Origin of the sequence: Tepidiphilus sp. J10, from assembly GCF_006980785.1 — a bacterium.
In the GTDB taxonomy this organism is placed as follows: Bacteria; Pseudomonadota; Gammaproteobacteria; order Burkholderiales; family Rhodocyclaceae; genus Tepidiphilus; species Tepidiphilus olei.
In genome coordinates this window covers 231,680-249,459 of the sequence record NZ_SBHP01000002.1, presented here as the reverse complement: position 1 = coordinate 249,459, position 17,780 = coordinate 231,680, and the positions used below count along the sequence as shown (strand labels likewise).

Here is a 17,780-nt window from a genome sequence, read left to right as displayed (position 1 = left end):
CCGGGCTTTCGGCGATCCCACCGCCGAGCGTGCCGGGCGCATCTCGCTCAATCCACTGCGTCACGTCGACCCGGTGGGCACCCTCCTCGTGCCTCTGGGCATTCTCCTGCTGTCACTGCTCACCGGCGCCGGAGCGCTGCTCTTCGGTTGGGCGAAACCAGTGCCGGTCGATCCCTCCCGCTTGCGTCATCCCAAGCGCGACATGTTCTGGGTGGCGGGCGCAGGGCCCGGCATCAATTTGGCGATGGCCCTCGGATGGGCCTTGCTCTTCAAGCTCTCGCTCACGTTCCTGCCCCCCTTTTGGGCAGTGCCGCTCGCGCGCATGGCCGATGCCGGCATCTCGATCAACGTCGCCCTCATGGTATTGAACCTCCTGCCGCTGCCGCCGCTCGACGGCGGTCGCATGCTCGTGAGCGTATTGCCGCCGCGTCCGGCCTGGGCCTTGTCGCGGCTGGAGCCGTACGGCATCGCGATCCTGCTGGTGGCCATGATCAGCGGGGTGGGCTCCTCCATCCTGTGGCCGATGTTCGTCGCGGTACGCAGCGCAATTCTCGCGACGATCGGCTTTTAGCACCTTCGAATTCTACGAACCGTAAAGGCGAAAAAACCATGTATGCTGAAAGGGTCCTTTCGGGAATGCGTCCCACCGGGCGCCTCCATCTGGGGCATTATCACGGCGTGCTGAAAAATTGGGCCCGCCTGCAGTATGAATATCCTTGCCTTTTCTTCGTGGCCGACTGGCATGCGCTCACCACGACCTACGACAAGCCCGACGTGATCTCCCAGGCCACCTGGGAAATGCTCATCGACTGGCTGGCGGCGGGCATCGATCCGAACCAGGCCACGCTCTTCATCCAGTCCCGGGTGCTCGAGCATGCCGAGCTGCATTTGCTGCTTTCCATGATCACGCCGCTCGGCTGGCTCGAGCGGGTGCCGACCTACAAGGATCAGCTCGAAAAGCTCTCGCACAAGGACCTCACCACCTACGGCTTTCTCGGCTATCCCTTGCTGCAGGCGGCCGACATCCTCATCTATCGCGCCAATCTCGTGCCGGTAGGCGAGGACCAGATCCCGCACGTGGAATTCACGCGTGAAGTGGCGCGCCGCTTCAACCATTTCTATGGCCGTGAGCCCAATTTCGAGGAAAACGCCAAAGAGGCGGTGAAAAAACTCGGCAGCAAGCGCGCCCGGCTCTACCTCGAGTTGCGTACCCGTTTCCAGCAGGAGGGCGACGACGAGGCACTGGCGCAGGCCCGTGCCCTCATCGACGAAGCCCAGAACCTGTCGTTGGGCGATCGGGAACGGCTCTACGGTTATCTCGAAGGCTATAGCAAGCACATCTTGGTCGAGCCACAGGTGCTGCTCACCGAAGCCTCGCGCATGCCCGGCCTCGACGGGCAGAAAATGTCGAAGAGCTATGGCAACACGATCTATCTGCGTGAAGACCCAGAATCGATCACGCGCAAGGTGCGCACCATGCAGACCGATCCGGCGCGGGTGCGCCGCACCGATCCTGGCGATCCGGAACGCTGTCCGGTATGGCAGTTCCACAAAATCTACACCGATGCCGAGGTGCACCAGTGGGTGCAGGAGGGCTGCCGCAGCGCCAAGATCGGCTGTCTGGAATGCAAGCAGCCCGTGCTCGAGGCCATCCTCGCGGAACAGGCGGAGATGCGCGAGCGGGCGCAGCCCTATGTGGAGAACCCCGGTCTCGTGCGCAACGTCGTCGCCGACGGCTGCGAGCAGGCGCGTAAGCTCGCTCAGGCGACCATGCGCGACGTGCGCGAGGCGATGGGCCTGGATTACACGTGAGTAGGGATGAAATTCTGGCCACCGAGGCGCCGATCGCGCGCGTCTACGGCGAGCCGCTCACCGCCGTGCCGGAGGATCTCTTCATTCCGCCGGAGGCGCTGCGGGTCTTTCTCGAAACCTTCGAGGGGCCGTTCGACCTCTTGTGGTATCTCATCCAGAAGAACCGGCTCGACGTGCGCGACATCCCGGTGGCGCGGCTCACCGAGCAGTATCTCGCCTACGTGGAGGCGATGCGCCGCTTCGACCTCGATCTGGCGGCCGATTACCTCTTGATGGCGGCTACGCTCCTCGAGATCAAATCGCGCTCGCTGCTGCCACGGGCCCCTTCGGTGCTCCAGGAAGACGAGGGCGACGATCCGCGGGCCGAGCTCATGCGCCGCCTGCTCGAATATGAACGCATCAAACGCGCGGCGCGCCTCTTGGGCGAGCATCCGCGGGCGGGACGCGATTTCCTCTGGGCCGGGCCGATCGAGTGGGGGCATACGCCGCAGCGGCCGCAGCCGGAGGCGAGCCTGGATCGGCTCATCGAGGCGTGGACGGGAATCCTGCAGCGCCTGCGGCTCGAGCGCCGGCACGAAGTCGCCGCGGAGGCCATTTCGGTGCGCGAGGCCATGAGCCGCGTGCTGCGCCGGCTGCATCATGCCGCCGGCGCGCTCGCGTTCGCCACGCTGATCGAACCGGAGCAGGGGAGTCTGGGCGTGGCCGTCACCTTCGTGGCCGTGCTCGAGCTGTGCAAGGAAAGGGCCTTGCACCTGGAACAGCGCGAGCCCTTCGCGCCTCTTTGGGTGCGCTCGGCCGAAGCGGCACCGGAAACCGAACCCCTGGCGCTCGAACCATGACGACGGGCCCCTTTTCGACCAAGCGCATCGTGGAGGCGGCGCTGCTCGCGGCCGACGAGCCGCTGACGCTGGACATGCTGCGGCGGCTCTTCGAACCCGATCCGGGAGCGGACATCCTCGCTTCGGTGCTCGCCGACTTGCAGCAGGAGTGGAGCGGTAAAGCGGTGGAGCTGGTCTGCACGGCGAGCGGCTGGCGTTTTCGTACGCGCTCCGAAATCCAGCCTTGGCTCGACCGGCTACGGGCCCAGCGCGCACCCACCTACAGCCGGGCGGTGTGGGAGACCTTGGCCGTGATCGCCTACCGCCAGCCGGTCACGCGCGGCGACATCGAGGCGATCCGCGGCGTGACGGTCTCGACGCAGGTGCTGCGTACGCTGGAGGGACGAGGCTGGATCGAAGTCGTGGGGCATCGCGACGGCCCGGGGCGGCCGGCGCTCTATGCCACCACGCAACGATTCCTCGACGATTTGGGCTTGCGCCACGTCGCGGAACTGCCTCCGCTCGCCGAGCTCGAAGCGATGCTCGAACCCCTGCAGGGAGTGCATGACAAGGATGAAGATGAAGACCAAGGAAGTTGAAACGCCTCGCGCTGCGCCGCGGCGCACCCGTGCGCACAAGGACGCTCCGGCGCCGGCCGCCTCGACCGAGGCACCGCGCGAACGGGTGCAGAAGGTACTCGCGCGCATGGGACTCGCCTCGCGCCGCACGATCGAGGAGTGGATCGTGCAGGGGCGGGTGGCGATCAACGATCGACCGGCGCGATTGGGCGATCGGGTAGGGCCGGGCGACCGGATCAAGGTCGATGGCAAGCTCCTCGCCTGGCGGCCAGGGCGCGAAATCCCGCGCGTGCTGCTTTATCACAAACCCGAAGGGGAGATCGTCTCGCGCGAGGACCCGGAGGGGCGCCCCTCCGTGTTCGATCGCTTGCCAGCTCTGCGCAAGGGGCGCTGGATCGCGGTGGGGCGGCTCGACTTCAACACCTCGGGCCTGCTCATCTTCACCGACGACGGTGAGCTCGCCAACCGCCTGATGCATCCGCGCTACGAGCTGGAGCGGGAGTACGCCGTGCGCATCATCGGCGAACTCACGCCCCAGCAGGTCGAGGAGCTCACCGGCGGCATCACCCTGGAAGACGGCCCGGCGCGTTTCGAAGCCCTCGTCGATGCGGGCGGCGAGGGGACCAACCATTGGTACCACGTCATCATCAAGGAGGGACGCAACCGCGAAGTGCGGCGCATGTTCGAGGCGTTGGGCTTTACGGTGAGCCGTCTCATTCGCGTGCGCTATGGTCCCGTGGCGCTGCCGCCACGGCTCAAGCGCGGCATGTGGATGGAACTGCCGCCGGAGTCGGTGGTGCAGACCTTCGGGCTGACCCCCTCCGAGACGAAGCGAACGAACCCCCGTGCAGGAAAGATCCCACGTCCGCGCACCACACCGCGCCCCTCCACTACTCATCGTTCGAAGAGGTGACCATCGATGGCTGATCGCCGACTACAGGTCTTTTATACCGTCGTCAAGGCGGGATCCTTCACCAAGGCGGCGGAGCGGCTCTTCATGACGCAACCCGCCGTCACGTTCCAGATCAAGCAGCTGGAGGAGCATTTCAACACGCGGCTGCTCGAGCGTGGCCACGGCAAGCTGAAGCTCACTCCGGCCGGCGAGATCGTCTTCGCCTATGCCGAAAAGATGCTCTCGCTCGACGAGGAACTCGAGACGCGCGTGGCCGAACTCACGAGCGAGCTCTCGGGGCTACTCTGCGTCGGCGCGTCGACCACGCTGGCGACCTGGTGGATGCCGCGCGTGATCGAGGAGTTCAAGCGAGCCCACCCGCGCGTGATTCCGCGGCTGGTGGTAGGCACTTCGCAGCTCACGCAGCAACGGGTGCTCGAACGCGACCTCGATCTGGGATTCATCGAGATCGCCACCAAGGAACCCGGTTTGGAGCAGGAGGAAATCGGCCGGGACGAACTATGGGCGATCTTCGCTCCGAACCATCCTCTGGCCAAGGGAAAAGGCAAGCCCGTACGCGCCGAGCAGCTCGCGAAGCATCCGTTCATCCAGCGCGACCCGGGCAACGGCATTCGCGAGATCGCCGAGGCGTTTTTCGCAGCATCGGGGATCTCGCCCGAATCGTTGGAAATCGCCGCCGAGATCGGAACGCTGCAAGGGGTGAAACATCTCGCCGCTGCCGGCATCGGCGTGGCCATCGCTTCCCGCGCGGCCTTGCTCGAAGAGCTGCGTACGGGGCAATTGGCGGCCGCACCGCTCGATCCGCCGCAATATACGCCCTTCGAACTGATCCTGCCCAAGGATCGTTTTCGCTCGCGACTCATCATGACCTTCGCCGATTTCGCCCGGGAGCGTATCCAGACCATGGAACGGCAGCTGCCTTCGGCCGAATTCTTCTTCGGACGCTGATGGCCAAGGCACGCACGGTTTTCGTCTGCCGCGAGTGCGGCGCGCGTTTTCCCCGCTGGCAGGGGCAGTGCAGTCAATGTCAGGCGTGGAACACGCTGGAGGAAACGCGCGAGACGAACGACTCGGGGCCGACCCTGCATCGGGCCATCCAACGCCCGGCGGCGCTCGCGGCCGACGCGGGCTCGGGCTTGGTCACGCTCGACCGCATCGAGCGCCGCCCCCTCCAGCGCCAAGCCACGGGCATCGACGAGTTCGATCGTGTGCTCGGCGGCGGCATCGTGCCCGGGGCGGTGGTCCTGCTGGGCGGCGACCCCGGTATCGGCAAGTCCACCTTGCTGCTGCAGGCGCTCGCCCGTCTGGAAGCTGCTGGCGCCGGCCCCGTGCTCTATGTCACGGGAGAAGAATCGGCCGAGCAGGTGGCGTTGCGGGCCGAGCGCCTGGGGCTGGCGGGCTTGCCGCTGCCGCTGCTGCCCGAGATCCAGCTCGAACGGGTGCTCGCCGCGGCGCAGGTGCTCGCGCCGCGCGTGATGGTGATCGACTCCATCCAGACGATGTACACCGAAGCGCTCACCTCCGCGCCCGGGTCGGTGGCGCAGGTGCGCGAGTGCGCCGCACAGCTCACTCGCCACGCCAAGGGAAGCGGCACGGCGGTGCTGCTCGTGGGGCACGTCACCAAGGAAGGGAGCCTGGCTGGGCCGCGCGTGCTCGAGCACATCGTCGACACCGTGCTTTATTTCGAAGGGGACGCGCATTCGAGCTTTCGCCTGGTGCGCGCGGTGAAGAACCGCTTCGGCGCAGCGAACGAACTGGGTGTGTTCGCCATGACCGACCGGGGGCTCAAGGCGGTGAGCAATCCCTCGGCGATCTTTCTCTCGGAACACCGGGCGGACGTGCCCGGCAGCGCCATCCTCGTCACGCTCGAAGGTACGAGACCGCTGCTCGTGGAGATTCAAGCACTCGTCGACGGTTCGGCGAGCCCCACGCCGCGGCGCCTGACGGTGGGGCTGGAGCCCAACCGTCTGGCGATGCTGCTCGCCGTGCTGCACCGCCATGCCGGCGTGTCGTGTTTCGACCAGGACGTGTTCGTCAATGCCGTGGGCGGAGTGCGCATCACCGAACCGGCTTCCGACTTGGCGATGGCGCTCGCCATCGTCTCCTCGCTCAGGAACCGGGCCCTGCCGCTGCGTCTGGCGGTTTTCGGCGAAGTGGGGCTCGCTGGCGAAATCCGGCCGGCGCCGCGCGGGCAGGAGCGCTTGCGCGAGGCCGCGAAGCTCGGCTTTACCCAGGCGATCGTGCCGCGCGCCAACGTCCCCAAGCAGCCCATCCCGGGGCTGGAGGTGATTGGGGTCGATCGCATCGAGGCAGCGCTTGCGCAGCTGCGTCATTGAGTGCGCTGCCGCTCTTTGCGTAGTTCCCCGATCAGATCGGCGGGTGGCATGGGTTTGCCCACGTGCCAGCCCTGGATTTCGTCTACTCCGAGCGCGTGCAGGTAATCGGCCTGGCGGGCCGTCTCCACGCCTTCGGCGATCACGCGCTTGTCCAAAGCGTCGGCCATGGTGACGACGCCGCGCACGATGGCGCGATCGACCGGGGTCTCCACCAGGCGATGGACGAAGGACATGTCGAGTTTGATCGCGTCGAAGGGAAACTGCAGCATGTATTCGAGCGAGGCGTAGCCTACGCCGAAGTCGTCGAGGGCTACGGGGCAGCCCAGCGAGCGGATGGCGGCGATCATGGCGCGGGCGCGTTCGGGGTCGCGGATGGCCAGCGTTTCGGTGATCTCGAATTCGAGCCGCTGCGGGAGCAGGCGGTGGCGCTGCAGGCAGTCGGCGATGTGATCGACCAGCCCGTCGTCCAGAATCTGGCGCGGCGAGAGGTTGATCGCCACCCGCAACGGCAGACCGGCGTCGCTCCAGGCAGCGAGTTGGGCGCAGACGGTGTCGATCACCCAACGCCCGGCTTCGACGATGAGCCCCGTCTCCTCGAGCAGGGGAATGAACTGGATCGGCGGCAGTACGCCGCGCTCCGGATGGCGCCAACGCAGCAGGGCTTCCGCTCCGACGAGTCGCTGCGTTTCCAGTGCACGCTGCGGCTGATAGAGGACGAAGAATTCCTGGCGTGCGATCGCCTGGTGCAGATCGGATTCGAGCTGCAGGAGCGGGGTTTCGCCGGATTCCGCGTCGCTCGTGAGGAAGTAACGCCGTCCGCGCTCCTTGGCTTGGCGTTGCTGGTGACGGGCGAGCCGCAGCAGGGCTTCGACGTCGGTGCCGGCAGCCGGAATCCAGGCGCCTCCCAGGGTGACACGGGGATGGAGCTCCTGTCGTTCCCCGCCTGTCGTGAGTACGCCGACCGGATTGTGCAAGGTGGCAAGCAGCTCTTCGATCGGCTCTGCTTCACGGCTCTCCGAACCGAGGCTCACGAGGGCGACGAATTCGTCGCTGCCGAAACGGCTCGCCACCCCGCCATGACGTGCTGCCCATTGGGCGAGACGCTGCGCCAGAGTGCGTAGGAGTTCGTCTCCTGCCCGGTCACCGAAGGCATCGTTGATGTTCGCGAGCCCAGCGACGTCGAGGCACAGGAGAAGCTGAGGCCTTTCAGGGGTGGCCTGACGGATCATGTCCCGCGCCGCGCGCAGGAAATGCGCCCGGTTGGGAATGCCGGTGAGCTCGTCGTAGTGCGTCAGACGCTCGAGCGTGGCTTCGAAACGACGTGCGAGAGTGACGTCGACCAGCACGCCGAGGATGAGGGAAGCCTCTTCTTCACAGGGTTCGGCAACCAGCCGCACGAAGCGGGGCGGTTCTTCCTCGAGGCGAAATTCCACCTCTGCCTGCCGGCCGAGGAGGCACAGGTGCTCGAGCGTCGTTTCCACGCGTAAGCGGTCTTCGTCGTGGACCCGGGCAAGCAATGCCGCACGGTTGGGCGGTGGCTCGCCGCGCCACCACTGATGGGCTTCGTCGGGCCAATGGAATCGGTCCTCGTCGGGCCGCCAACCCCAGCCGAGGATGCCGGCGATGCGAGAGGCCGTGGTACATAGTTGCTGAAGACTGTGGAAATTGCGCTGCAGCAGGCGTTCGGCATGCAGGCGCTGGAGGCGATGGCGCAGCAAGACCGGATGCAGGGGCGCAAGTGCAACCTCGCTCGCCCCGGATTCCAGTGCGCGGATGGCGCCTTCTTCCGTAGGCGCCAGCACGAAGAATTCGATCTCGTGTCGGCGCCGGCGGCGCAGCTCCCGCAAAAGCACGGGAAGTCCTTCGCCGCCTTCGAGCACCACGAGGTCGGGATGGCGCCGTTCGAAGTGCGCGATGGCTCCTTCGGGTGTTTCCGCTACCAGAGTTTCGTAGCCCAGGGATTCGAGCACGGCGAGGAGCGTGTTTCGTTCGGACGGCGAGGGGCACAGGACGAGGGCGAGGGATTCGGTCATGGAGGGCGCACGGGAGATTTTGAGGCATTATAGGACCCTTGCCGTGGATTCGCTGTTAGGGCGAGGAGAACGATGATGACTATAGAATATACGGTTTACTGCGACGATCCCGCCGCCCATGAATTTCGGGTCGACATGGATGTTCCGCTTGCCGGTGAGGAATCGCTCCTGCTGCGCCTGCCGGTATGGATCCCCGGTTCTTATCTGATCCGCGAGTTCGCCCGCCACGTGCTCGAGTTGACCGCCGAAGCGGTATTGAGCGATGGGACGAGACGGCCGCTTGCCGTCACCAAAATCGACAAGTGTTCCTGGCGTCTGCTGCCGCCACGCGGTGCTCGCGCGGTGCGCTGCCGCTACCGCGTGTGGGCGTTCGACGCCTCGGTGCGCGAAGCCTGGCTCGACACGAACCGGGGGTTTTTCAATGGCACGAGTCTCTTTTTGCGTGTCGAAGGTCGAAGCCGCGAGGAACATCGGATTCGGCTCGTTCCTCCCTCCGATTCCCGTTGTGCCGGCTGGCGCGTGGCCACGGCCCTCGAGCGCGTCGAAGGGACGGCCCCGTGGAGCTTCGGGGACTATCGTGCGCCCGATTATGATAACCTCATCGACGCGCCGGTGGCGATGGGGCCGCTCGAGTTCGTCGAATTCACCGCCGGGGGCGTGCCGCACACGTTGGCGTTCACCGGGCAGATCGAGCCCGTCGACCGGCAACGCCTTGCCGCCGACCTGACGGCGATCTGTAGCACCACCCAGGCACTGTTCGGCGACATCCCTTTTCGCCGCTATCTCTTCCTTCTGACGCTCACCGACGAGGGCTATGGGGGTCTGGAGCACGGCGAGAGTTCGGCGCTCCTGGCGGCGCGTCGCGACCTGCCCTGGCCGGGGATGGGGGCGCCGTCGGACGAGTACGTTCGCTTGCTGGGGCTCTTCAGCCACGAATATTTCCATGCCTGGGTGGTGAAGCGCCTCAAACCCGCCGCCTTTACCCCCTACGATCTCTTCGGCGAAAACTACACGCGCCTGCTGTGGCTCTTCGAGGGCTGGACGTCGTACTACGACGATCTGCTGCTCGTGCGCGCCGGGGTGATCGACGCGGACCGTTACCTCGCGCTCGTGGCGAAAACGGCCACGCAGGTGCTGACCACCCCGGGGCGTCTGCGGCAGAGCCTGGCGGACGCCTCGTTCGATGCCTGGATCAAGTTCTATCGTCCGAACGAGAACAGCGCCAACACCAACGTGAGCTACTATGCCAAAGGGGCGTTGCTGGCCTTGGCGCTCGACCTGCAGCTGCGCGAACGCGGAGCGTCGCTCGATGCGCTGTTGCGCCTCTTGTGGGAACGCCATGGTCGCAGCGGCAAGGGGCTGGAAGAAAATACGCCCTTTGCCGTGCTCCGCGAGATGGCCGGGGCGCGGCTCGCGCGCTGGTTGGAGAAGATGGTCCAGGGCACGGAGGATCCGCCCTTGGCGGCGTTGCTGCGCCGTTTCGGCGTGCAATGGCGGGAGGTGAGGGCTGCTTTGCCTGACGCGGGGCTGCGCTTCGAGCGCGACTCGATGCGCGTGGCGACGGTGCGCCGGCGCGGAGCCGCCGAGTGCGCCGGCATCGCGCCGCGCGACGAGCTCATCGCGGTCGATGGCTTCAAGGCGAGTTCCGCGCAGTGGGAGAGCGTGCTGCGCCGCCGCGGCGCGGGGGCACGAATCGCCGTGCACGCCTTTCGCGAAGGACGGCTTTTTCAGACGAGCCTGGAACTCGCGCCGCCGGCGCTCGAGCGAGTGGAGTTGCGCCGCATGCCGCGTGCCACGGCGCAACAGCGGGAGCGCCTGCATTCCTGGCTGCATCCCGCCGCGCAGCAGTAAATCGTTCGCACCGACCTCAGGTGCGGAACTGACGTAGCATCTGCGCCATGGCCTGCGTCATGGTATCGAGGTCGCGCGCGAGCTCCCGTCCCTGCTGCGCCAGACGCGCGAGGGCTTCCGCCATTTCGGCGATGTGGCTCACTTCCTCGGCTTCATGCCGCGTCACGGCGGCCTGCTCCTGGACGCTGTCGCGAATCGCCAGCGCCTGCGCCCCGATCTGGTCCATGTTTTGTTCGACGAGGGCGATTTCCTGCGCGGCTTCGCGAGCCGATTCCACGGTCTCGCCCACGGTACGCTGACCTTCGGCCATGTGGGCCACCGTCGTTCCCACTTTTTCTTCCACCTGGCCGATCATCTCGCCGATCTCGACGGTGGACTTGGCCGTGCGTTCGGCGAGCTTGCGCACTTCGTCGGCCACCACCGCGAAGCCGCGGCCCTGTTCGCCGGCGCGTGCCGCCTCGATCGCGGCATTCAGGGCGAGCAGATTCGTCTGCTCGGCAATCTCGCGGATGACCTCGACCACCGAGCGCACCGAATTCATGGCTTCGGTGAGCGATTGCACCTCGTTCGCGATGGTGCCCAGTTCGTCGGCGAGCCGTTCGGTCTTCTCGGCGCTCGCTCGCACCCGGGCGGCAGCCGCGCGATTGCGGGCGACCCCCTCGGCCACTTGTTGGGCCGAGCGTTCGGCGTTGGCCGCCACCTCGTCCATGCTCGTGGAGAGCTCCTCGATGCTGCTCGCCATGCGCTGCGCCGCTTCGGCCTGCTGCGAGGCGGCATCCGACGTCTGCAGCGCGCGCCGGGTCTCGTCCTGCACCGCTTCCTCGAGCTTGTGCCCGACCTGGCTCAAGGTGATCACCACCTCGTAGAAACGCGCCCGCATGATCTTGAGCGCATCGAGCAGATCGCCGATCTCGTCGCGTTGCAGGTCATCGACGTCGGTGCGCAGGTCGAGCGCGGCGATCGAGCGGGCCATGCCGAGCATGTTTTCCATACCGCGTTCGATGCGCCGTCCGGCCCAGGCGGCCAAGATGGCGAGCAGGACGAAACCGAGCACGCCCAAGCCGAGCAAAGCGTATTCGGTAGCCTTGGCTTCGCCGACGGCTTTTTGCAATCCGCGATCGGTCTCGGTCCGCTGGAACACGATGAGTTCGTCCAGGCTCTTATGGACGAGCTTGCCCCGCTCTTCCATCGCGGTCAAGAAACCTCCGGCGATCGCCAGGGCCGTTTCGCGATCCGGCGCCTGCTCCAGAGCCCTTCGCGCCGTCATCAAAAGCTCGTGATACGCCTTGCGGGCGAACTGAAACTGCTCGAACAAGGCACGCTCCTGCGTGTCGACGCTGCTCTCCAGGTAGGAAGCGATGCGTCGGTCGATCTCGGCGGCGGCGCGATCCATTTCCTGCCATTCTTCGCGGTAATACTCGCCAGTGCCGTAGAGCGTGGCCGCCTCGCCGAAGGCCCGGTAGAGCATCGCGCCCTTGCGTTCGATGAGGTGCTTCACCGTGGAGAGATCGGTAAGCGGGAGCACGCGATCGCGGTAGATCGAGCTCATTATGTCGATCTCGCTTTGCAGCGTCTGCACCGCGGTAAAGCCCATGCCGACGAAGAGCAGCATCGCCACAGCCACCGTGGTCCAGAAGCGGGCTTTGAGGGTGATGCGGCGCAGGAAGCGCACCGGCGCCGAGGGACGCGGTTTGCCGCGCTCGAGCCGCAGCGAGGGGTCGGAGCGCATACGGGCATAGAGTGCCTGGGCGGCGGCGATTTCCTCCGGTGCGGCTTTGAGCCGAATGCTCATGTAGCCGGAGCCGTCGGGCAGCGGGGCCACCGTGGCCTTGACCCAGTAGTGATCGCCGTTCTTGCGCCGGTTCTTGACGACCCCTTGCCAGGGATGACCGCTCTGGATGGTTTCCCACAGGTCGCGGAACACCTCGGGCGGCATGTCGGGATGGCGGATGACGTTGTGCGGCTGGCCGATGAGCTCCTCACGCGTCATCCCGGCGTATTCGCAAAAGTCGTCATTCACATATTTGATGACGCCTTTCTTGTTGGTGTGCGAGACGATCACCACGTCGTCGCGCACGGGGTATTCCTGTTGCGTCACGGGTTCGTTGATCCGCATGGTCGGACTCTCGGGTTGGTGGATTTTTGTAATTACGGCAGGCGCAATAAAAACTTTAGGAACCTCCTGCCGCGCCAGCGATCATGCTGCTACAATGGCTTGGCATCGGACGGGGGTATCCTCGGGCGATGTCATCTTACTTTGATTGTACGGAGTTCGTTCCATGGAAGTGGCAAAAAACACGGTGGTCACGCTGCGCTACACGGTGCGCGACAGCGACGGCGAGTTGATCGACGACGGCAAGGAGCCCCTGGTCTATCTGCACGGCGGCTACGACGGCATTTTCCCCAAGATCGAGGAAACGCTGCAGGGCAAGCAAGTGGGCGATACCCTGCGCCTCAAGCTGCAGCCCGAAGAGGCGTTCGGCGAGTACGACGAAGAGCTCGTCTTCGTCGAGGACATCAGCCTCTTTCCCGAGAACATCGAGGTCGGCATGGCGTTCGAGCGCGTGGGTGAGGACGGCGAGGACGACATCCTCTATCGCATCACCGACATCGCCGAAGGCAAGGTGGTGGTCGACGGCAACCACCCTCTCGCGGGCATGGCGCTGGTATTCGACCTCGAAGTCGCCGACGTGCGTCCCGCTACGCCCGAAGAGATCGCCCATGGACACCCTCACGGAGCCGGCGGGCACGCCCACTGAGGCGTCCACCGGCAAGCTCCCCGGCAGCGAGCGCAAGGTGCTGGTGATCGAGGATACGCTCACCAGCGCCGCGGTGCTCGCACGCCATCTCGAAAAAATGGGTTGCATCCCTTTGCTGGCCGACAGCGGCGAGAAAGGGCTGGAGAGCTTCTTTTACCACAACCCGGACGTCGTGCTGCTCGACGTGATTCTGCCTGGCATCGACGGCATCGAGGTGGCCCGGCGCATCCGCCAGTCCGAGCGCGCGGGAGAATGGACGCCCATCATCTTTCTCACTGCCCGCAGCGATGAGGGGGCAATCGAGGCGGGAATCGAGGCCGGCGGCGACGACTATCTCACCAAGCCGGTCTCCTTCGTGGTGCTGGCGGCCAAGCTGCGCGCCATGCTGCGCCTGGCGCACGCCCAGCAGAACCTCCTTCTGCTCACCCGGCGGCTTGACGAGGCCAACCAGAAACTTCGCCGCCTCACCAATCTCGACGGTCTCACCGGCATCGCCAACCGGCGCGGTTTCGACGACAAGCTCGCGCGCGAGTGGGCCCGCTGCCGCCGCGAGGAGCGCCCGCTCGCTCTTTTGATGATCGACGTCGATCACTTCAAGGCGTTCAACGACAGCTTAGGGCATCTGGCAGGCGATGATACGCTGAAGATCGTCGCCGCCACCATCGCCGGGTCTTTGCAGCGTCCGGGAGACATGGCCGCGCGCTACGGCGGCGAAGAATTCGCCGTGGTGTTGCCCAACACCGACCTGGCCGGTACGCGCCACATCGCCGAGCGCATCCGTGAGAACGTGGATAAATTGCGCATTTCCCACCCGGCCCAGGGTATGGCGGAACACGTGACGATCTCCGTGGGCGGGGCCGTGGCGCATCCGGCCGCCTTGCCGGCCATGCCGGCGAGCCGCCTCATCGACTTTGCCGATGCCGCCCTCTATCGGGCGAAAAAAGAAGGCAGGAACCGAGTTGTCATTTTCGATGCGGATGTCATGGCGTCCTCTTTGCCTGCGTCTCGTTGAGCCGCGCCTACGTGCATCAGCCGCGAAAGCCGTCCTTCCATTGGCGCAGCAGACGAAAGCGCTCGACCGGATCGTCGGGGCAATGCCCGTAATGCCGCGCGAGCGCCGTGGCTACGCTCGGCAAATGTACCCTGAGGAAAGGGTTGATCGCGCGCTCGAGGCCGATCGTGCTCGGCAGCGTCGGCTCGCCGGCCGCCCGTTTTTGCTCGCAACGACGCTGATATTCGGCTCGTTCGGCATTCTCCGGCTCGACCGCCGCGGCGAAACGCAGGTTGGCCAGTGTATATTCATGGGCGCAGCATACGCGGGTCGACTCGGGCAGCGCGGCGAGCCGCTGCAGCGAGGTGTACATCTGCGCCGGGGTTCCCTCGAAGAGGCGGCCGCAGCCGGCGGAAAAGAGGGTGTCGCCGCAAAAGACGAAGTCCGCGCCCACATAGGCGAGGTGCCCGCGGGTATGACCGGGAATTTCCCACACCTCGAGCGTGAGGTCCAGTTGAGGAATCGACACCGTATCGCCTTCGCGCAACCGCTGCGTGAGGCAGCCGATGTCTTCGGCCGCCGGTCCGAACACCGGAACGTCGTACTCGGCATGCAACGCCGGCACGCCTCCTACGTGGTCGAAGTGATGGTGCGTCACGAGGATGGCCGCCAAGGCGAGCCTTCGGGCGGCGAGTGCCGCGCGCACGGGGTCGGCCTCGCTCGGGTCGACTACCACGGCGTGCCGGCCGTCGTGCACCAGCCAAATGTAATTGTCGCTCAAAGCGGCGATGGGTTCGAGGAACGTTTGGGTCATGGCTTCTCCTGAAATGCAAGAACCGGCTTTTTCCGCCTGGTTGGAATCGCCGGGTGGGGAACGGGTTTGGGCTTGGTGTGAGGAGGTCGTCGATCGCTTCGTCGCCGACGTCTTTGGATTCTACGCCATCCAGCTCGGCCTGCCACAGCGCGATCTGCTCGCTTCCTGCCGCATTCCCTGGCGCTGGCGCTGCGACCCCGAAGGAGGGGAAGTGCGCGCCGCCTGGGACGAACTGCCGTTCGAAGCGAACGCCCTCGATCTGGTCGTGGTTCCGTTCGCGCTCGATCGCAGCGCCGATCCCCATGCGCTGCTGCGCGAAATCGAGCGCGTGTTGGTGCCGGAAGGTCATGCGCTGTTCTTTGGGTTCAACCCTTGGTATCCTTGGCGGCTGCTCCTGCGCCGCGAGCGCTGGCCGCACTTGCCGGGCAGCATGACCGTGCCGCGTCTCAAGGACCGTCTGCTCGTGCTCGGTTTCGAGCCTCGCGGAGGGCGTTTCGGCCTCTATGCCCCGCCCGGCAACGGGGCGCCATCTCGTGCGCGACGCGCTTTCGAGGCGGCGGGAGACCGCTGGTGGCCGCTCCTGGGCGGCGTCTACGTGCTCGACGCAGTCAAGCGCGTGCCCGGTATGCGGATCATCCAGCCGGATTGGCAGAAACGCAAGAAACAGCGTGCCGAGCGGCTCGCGGCCATCGCCGAGCGTGCGCGACTGGAACGAAGATCGTGAGCGCAGAGAAAAAAGTGGAGATTCATACCGACGGGGCCTGTTCCGGCAATCCCGGCCCCGGCGGCTGGGGCGCGGTGCTGCGCTGGAACGGCCACTGCAAGGAGCTATGGGGGGGCGAACCCGCCACCACCAACAACCGCATGGAGCTGCGCGCGGTGATCGAGGCACTGCGGGCGTTGCGTCGAGCCGTTCCGGTGGCGCTCTACACCGACAGCCAGTACGTGCAAAAAGGCATCACCGAGTGGCTGCCGCAGTGGAAACGCCGCGGCTGGCGTACCGCCGCCGGCAAGCCCGTGGCCAACCAGGACCTCTGGCAGGAGCTGGACGCGCTCGCTTCGCGTTTTCCCATCGAATGGCACTGGGTCCGCGGGCATGCCGGGGACGAAGGCAACGAACGGGCCGACGAGCTCGCCCGCCGCGGCATCGACGAAGTGCGCCGCGGCGCCCTGCAGGAGAAATGAACCATGCATCAGATCGTGCTCGACACCGAGACTACGGGGCTCGATTGGAAGAACGGCGATCGCATCATTGAGATCGGCTGCGTCGAGCTGCTGGCACGGCGCCTTACCGACAATCGCTTCCACCGCTACCTCAACCCCGAGCGCCCGATCGACGCCGGAGCGGTGGAGGTGCACGGCATCACCGACGAGATGCTCGCCGACAAGCCGCGTTTCGCCGACATCGTCGACGAATTCCTCGACTACGTGCGCGGCGCCGAGCTCATCATCCACAATGCGGCGTTCGACCTGGGATTCCTCAACGCCGAACTCTCTCGCCTGGGACGGGATCCGATCGAGACGGTGGTCAGCGGCGTGATCGACACGCTCAAGCTCGCCAAGACGATCGCTCCCGGCAAGAAAGCCTCGCTCGATGCCCTGTGCGAGCGCTACGGCATCGACCACCGCCACCGCACCCTGCACGGCGCGCTACTCGACGCCGAATTGCTCGCCGAAGTCTATCTGGCGATGACCCGCGGGCAGGAAACCCTGATGCTGGATGCAACGCCCGCGGCAAGGGCCCAGCGCGGCGCTCTGCGCGATGGCACCCCACGGCCGGCCCTGCGGGTGCTGCGACCGAGCGAGGAAGAGCTCATCGCCCATGAAGCGGTGCTCGCAGAGATCGACAAGGCGAGCGGTGGCAAGACGCTGTGGCGCACGCTTGCGGTCAGTCGTGCGACGTGACATGGCCGAAGTGTTCCTGAGAAAACCTTACCCGTTCCTCGACGGTTTCCTGAATACCTTTCTCTCTGAGCGTTTCCAAGTGGCGTTCCACGGCGCGGGCACGGGGGAGCAAGCCACAGTTGTTGGCGATCTGGATATTCAGCCCCGGGCGCGCGTTCAGTTCGAGGATCAGCGGACCTTTGTTTTGGTCTAGCACCATATCGACCCCTATGTAGCCCAGATTGCATAGATGGTAAGCGTCGGCGGCGAGCCGCATGAACCCGCTCCAACTGGGCAGCCGAATGCCGTTTACCGCGTTGTTGGTATCAGGGTGCTTCGTGATCTTTTTGTTGTGCCAAGTGCCGCCCAAGGTAATGCCGGTAGCAAGATCGACGCCAACGCCGATGGCACCCTGATGCAGGTTGGCCTTACCGCCCGACTGGCGGGTAGGCAGACGCAGCATGGCCATGAGAGGATAGCCCATCAGTACGATGATACGGATGTCCGGCACGCCTTCATAGCTGATACTCTTGAAAATCGGATCGGGCTTGACGCGATACTCGATCAAGGCACGGTCGCGATGGCCGCCGAGCGAGTAGAGGCCGGTCAGGATATTGGATATGTGATGCTCGATCTCTTCGTGGGTCAAAATTTTGCCGGATACCGTCTTGTAGTGACCTTCGAATCGCCCGGCGATCACCAGAATCCCATCGCCGCCAGCGCCCTGAGCCGGCTTGATGACGAAATCTTGGTGATCCTTGACGATGTCCTGTAGTTTTTCGATGTCCTTCTCGGTCTCGATGACTCCGTACATCTCCGGTACGAGAATGCCTGCCTCGATGGCGCGCTGCTTGGTAAGGATCTTGTCATCGACGAGCGGATACAGACTGCGTTCGTTGTACATGAGCACGTAATCGGCGTTACGCCGGTTGATGCCCATGACCCCTTTGGCTTCCAGGGCCCTCCACGTCTCGATCAGACCGAACATGAC

At 65.4% G+C, this 17,780-nt stretch carries 17 protein-coding genes; 13 read left to right on the top strand and 4 right to left on the bottom strand.

Annotated features, from left to right (window positions below):
* From EPD81_RS10665 to radA, 7 genes are all read left to right on the top strand, one after another.
* Window positions 1-571, top strand: a 571-nt coding sequence (locus EPD81_RS10665) for a site-2 protease family protein (RefSeq protein WP_185955370.1), incomplete at its 5' end; no start/stop codon positions are given.
* A gap of 38 nt (window positions 572-609) precedes the next feature.
* Window positions 610-1,812, top strand: a complete 1,203-nt coding sequence (locus EPD81_RS05810; RefSeq protein WP_142804500.1) for a tryptophan--tRNA ligase — start codon at window positions 610-612, stop codon at window positions 1,810-1,812.
* Window positions 1,809-2,651 (top strand): ScpA family protein, encoded by an 843-nt coding sequence (locus EPD81_RS05805; RefSeq protein ID WP_142804498.1) that lies wholly within the window; start codon window positions 1,809-1,811, stop codon window positions 2,649-2,651. Before EPD81_RS05810 ends, EPD81_RS05805 begins: the two co-directional genes overlap by 4 nt.
* Window positions 2,648-3,229 carry an SMC-Scp complex subunit ScpB gene (gene scpB, locus EPD81_RS05800; protein WP_142804496.1) on the top strand — a complete coding sequence of 194 codons (582 nt, stop codon included), beginning with the start codon at window positions 2,648-2,650 and terminating at the stop codon, window positions 3,227-3,229. The genes EPD81_RS05805 and scpB overlap by 4 nt, the downstream gene beginning before the upstream one ends.
* A complete protein-coding gene (gene rluB / locus EPD81_RS05795) occupies window positions 3,195-4,121 on the top strand; it encodes a 23S rRNA pseudouridine(2605) synthase RluB (protein WP_370456499.1) in 927 nt (308 codons plus the stop codon). The genes scpB and rluB overlap by 35 nt, the downstream gene beginning before the upstream one ends.
* 6 nt (window positions 4,122-4,127) lie before the next feature.
* Entirely contained in the window at window positions 4,128-5,069 is a 942-nt protein-coding gene (locus EPD81_RS05790; RefSeq protein ID WP_142804493.1) for a LysR family transcriptional regulator, read from the top strand.
* A complete protein-coding gene (gene radA / locus EPD81_RS05785) occupies window positions 5,069-6,457 on the top strand; it encodes a DNA repair protein RadA (protein ID WP_142804492.1) in 1,389 nt (462 codons plus the stop codon). The genes EPD81_RS05790 and radA overlap by 1 nt, the downstream gene beginning before the upstream one ends.
* On the opposite strand, the gene EPD81_RS05780 is transcribed toward radA, so the two are convergent.
* Complete coding sequence (locus EPD81_RS05780) at window positions 6,451-8,490, bottom strand: bifunctional diguanylate cyclase/phosphodiesterase (RefSeq protein ID WP_142804491.1); 2,040 nt, start codon at window positions 8,488-8,490, stop codon at window positions 6,451-6,453. The genes radA and EPD81_RS05780 overlap by 7 nt on opposite strands.
* Window positions 8,491-8,562: 72 nt before the next feature.
* Here EPD81_RS05780 and EPD81_RS05775 point away from each other — a divergent pair, with 72 nt between their 5' ends.
* Window positions 8,563-10,341, top strand: a complete 1,779-nt coding sequence (locus EPD81_RS05775; protein WP_142804490.1) for a M61 family metallopeptidase — start codon at window positions 8,563-8,565, stop codon at window positions 10,339-10,341.
* Window positions 10,342-10,357: 16 nt separating this feature from the next.
* On the opposite strand, the gene EPD81_RS05770 is transcribed toward EPD81_RS05775, so the two are convergent.
* Window positions 10,358-12,457 (bottom strand): PAS domain-containing methyl-accepting chemotaxis protein, encoded by a 2,100-nt coding sequence (locus tag EPD81_RS05770; protein WP_142804489.1) that lies wholly within the window; start codon window positions 12,455-12,457, stop codon window positions 10,358-10,360.
* A 163-nt stretch (window positions 12,458-12,620) separates the two neighbouring features.
* Here EPD81_RS05770 and EPD81_RS05765 point away from each other — a divergent pair, with 163 nt between their 5' ends.
* Complete coding sequence (locus EPD81_RS05765; protein WP_142804488.1) at window positions 12,621-13,100, top strand: peptidylprolyl isomerase; 480 nt, start codon at window positions 12,621-12,623, stop codon at window positions 13,098-13,100.
* The gene (locus EPD81_RS05760; RefSeq protein ID WP_142804487.1) at window positions 13,063-14,112 is read left to right on the top strand and encodes a diguanylate cyclase domain-containing protein; all 1,050 of its coding nucleotides are present in this window, start codon (window positions 13,063-13,065) and stop codon (window positions 14,110-14,112) included. The genes EPD81_RS05765 and EPD81_RS05760 overlap by 38 nt, the downstream gene beginning before the upstream one ends.
* Window positions 14,113-14,128: 16 nt before the next feature.
* On the opposite strand, the gene gloB is transcribed toward EPD81_RS05760, so the two are convergent.
* On the bottom strand, window positions 14,129-14,905 hold the full coding sequence (gene gloB, locus EPD81_RS05755; protein WP_142804486.1) for a hydroxyacylglutathione hydrolase: 777 nt from the start codon (window positions 14,903-14,905) through the stop codon (window positions 14,129-14,131).
* On the opposite strand from gloB, the gene EPD81_RS05750 reads away from it, so the two are divergent.
* From EPD81_RS05750 to dnaQ, 3 genes are read left to right on the top strand one after another with little or no spacing between them, the layout of a single operon-like run.
* Window positions 14,904-15,629 (top strand): class I SAM-dependent methyltransferase, encoded by a 726-nt coding sequence (locus EPD81_RS05750; protein ID WP_206673205.1) that lies wholly within the window; start codon window positions 14,904-14,906, stop codon window positions 15,627-15,629. The genes gloB and EPD81_RS05750 overlap by 2 nt on opposite strands.
* The gene (rnhA, locus tag EPD81_RS05745) at window positions 15,626-16,090 is read left to right on the top strand and encodes a ribonuclease HI (RefSeq protein ID WP_142804485.1); all 465 of its coding nucleotides are present in this window, start codon (window positions 15,626-15,628) and stop codon (window positions 16,088-16,090) included. The genes EPD81_RS05750 and rnhA overlap by 4 nt, the downstream gene beginning before the upstream one ends.
* Before the next feature lie 3 nt (window positions 16,091-16,093).
* Entirely contained in the window at window positions 16,094-16,810 is a 717-nt protein-coding gene (dnaQ, locus tag EPD81_RS05740; RefSeq protein WP_142804484.1) for a DNA polymerase III subunit epsilon, read from the top strand.
* Here the strand turns inward: dnaQ and EPD81_RS05735 are convergent.
* Entirely contained in the window at window positions 16,794-17,777 is a 984-nt protein-coding gene (locus EPD81_RS05735) for an alpha-L-glutamate ligase-like protein (RefSeq protein ID WP_142804482.1), read from the bottom strand. The genes dnaQ and EPD81_RS05735 overlap by 17 nt on opposite strands.
* Window positions 17,778-17,780: the final 3 nt, after the last annotated feature.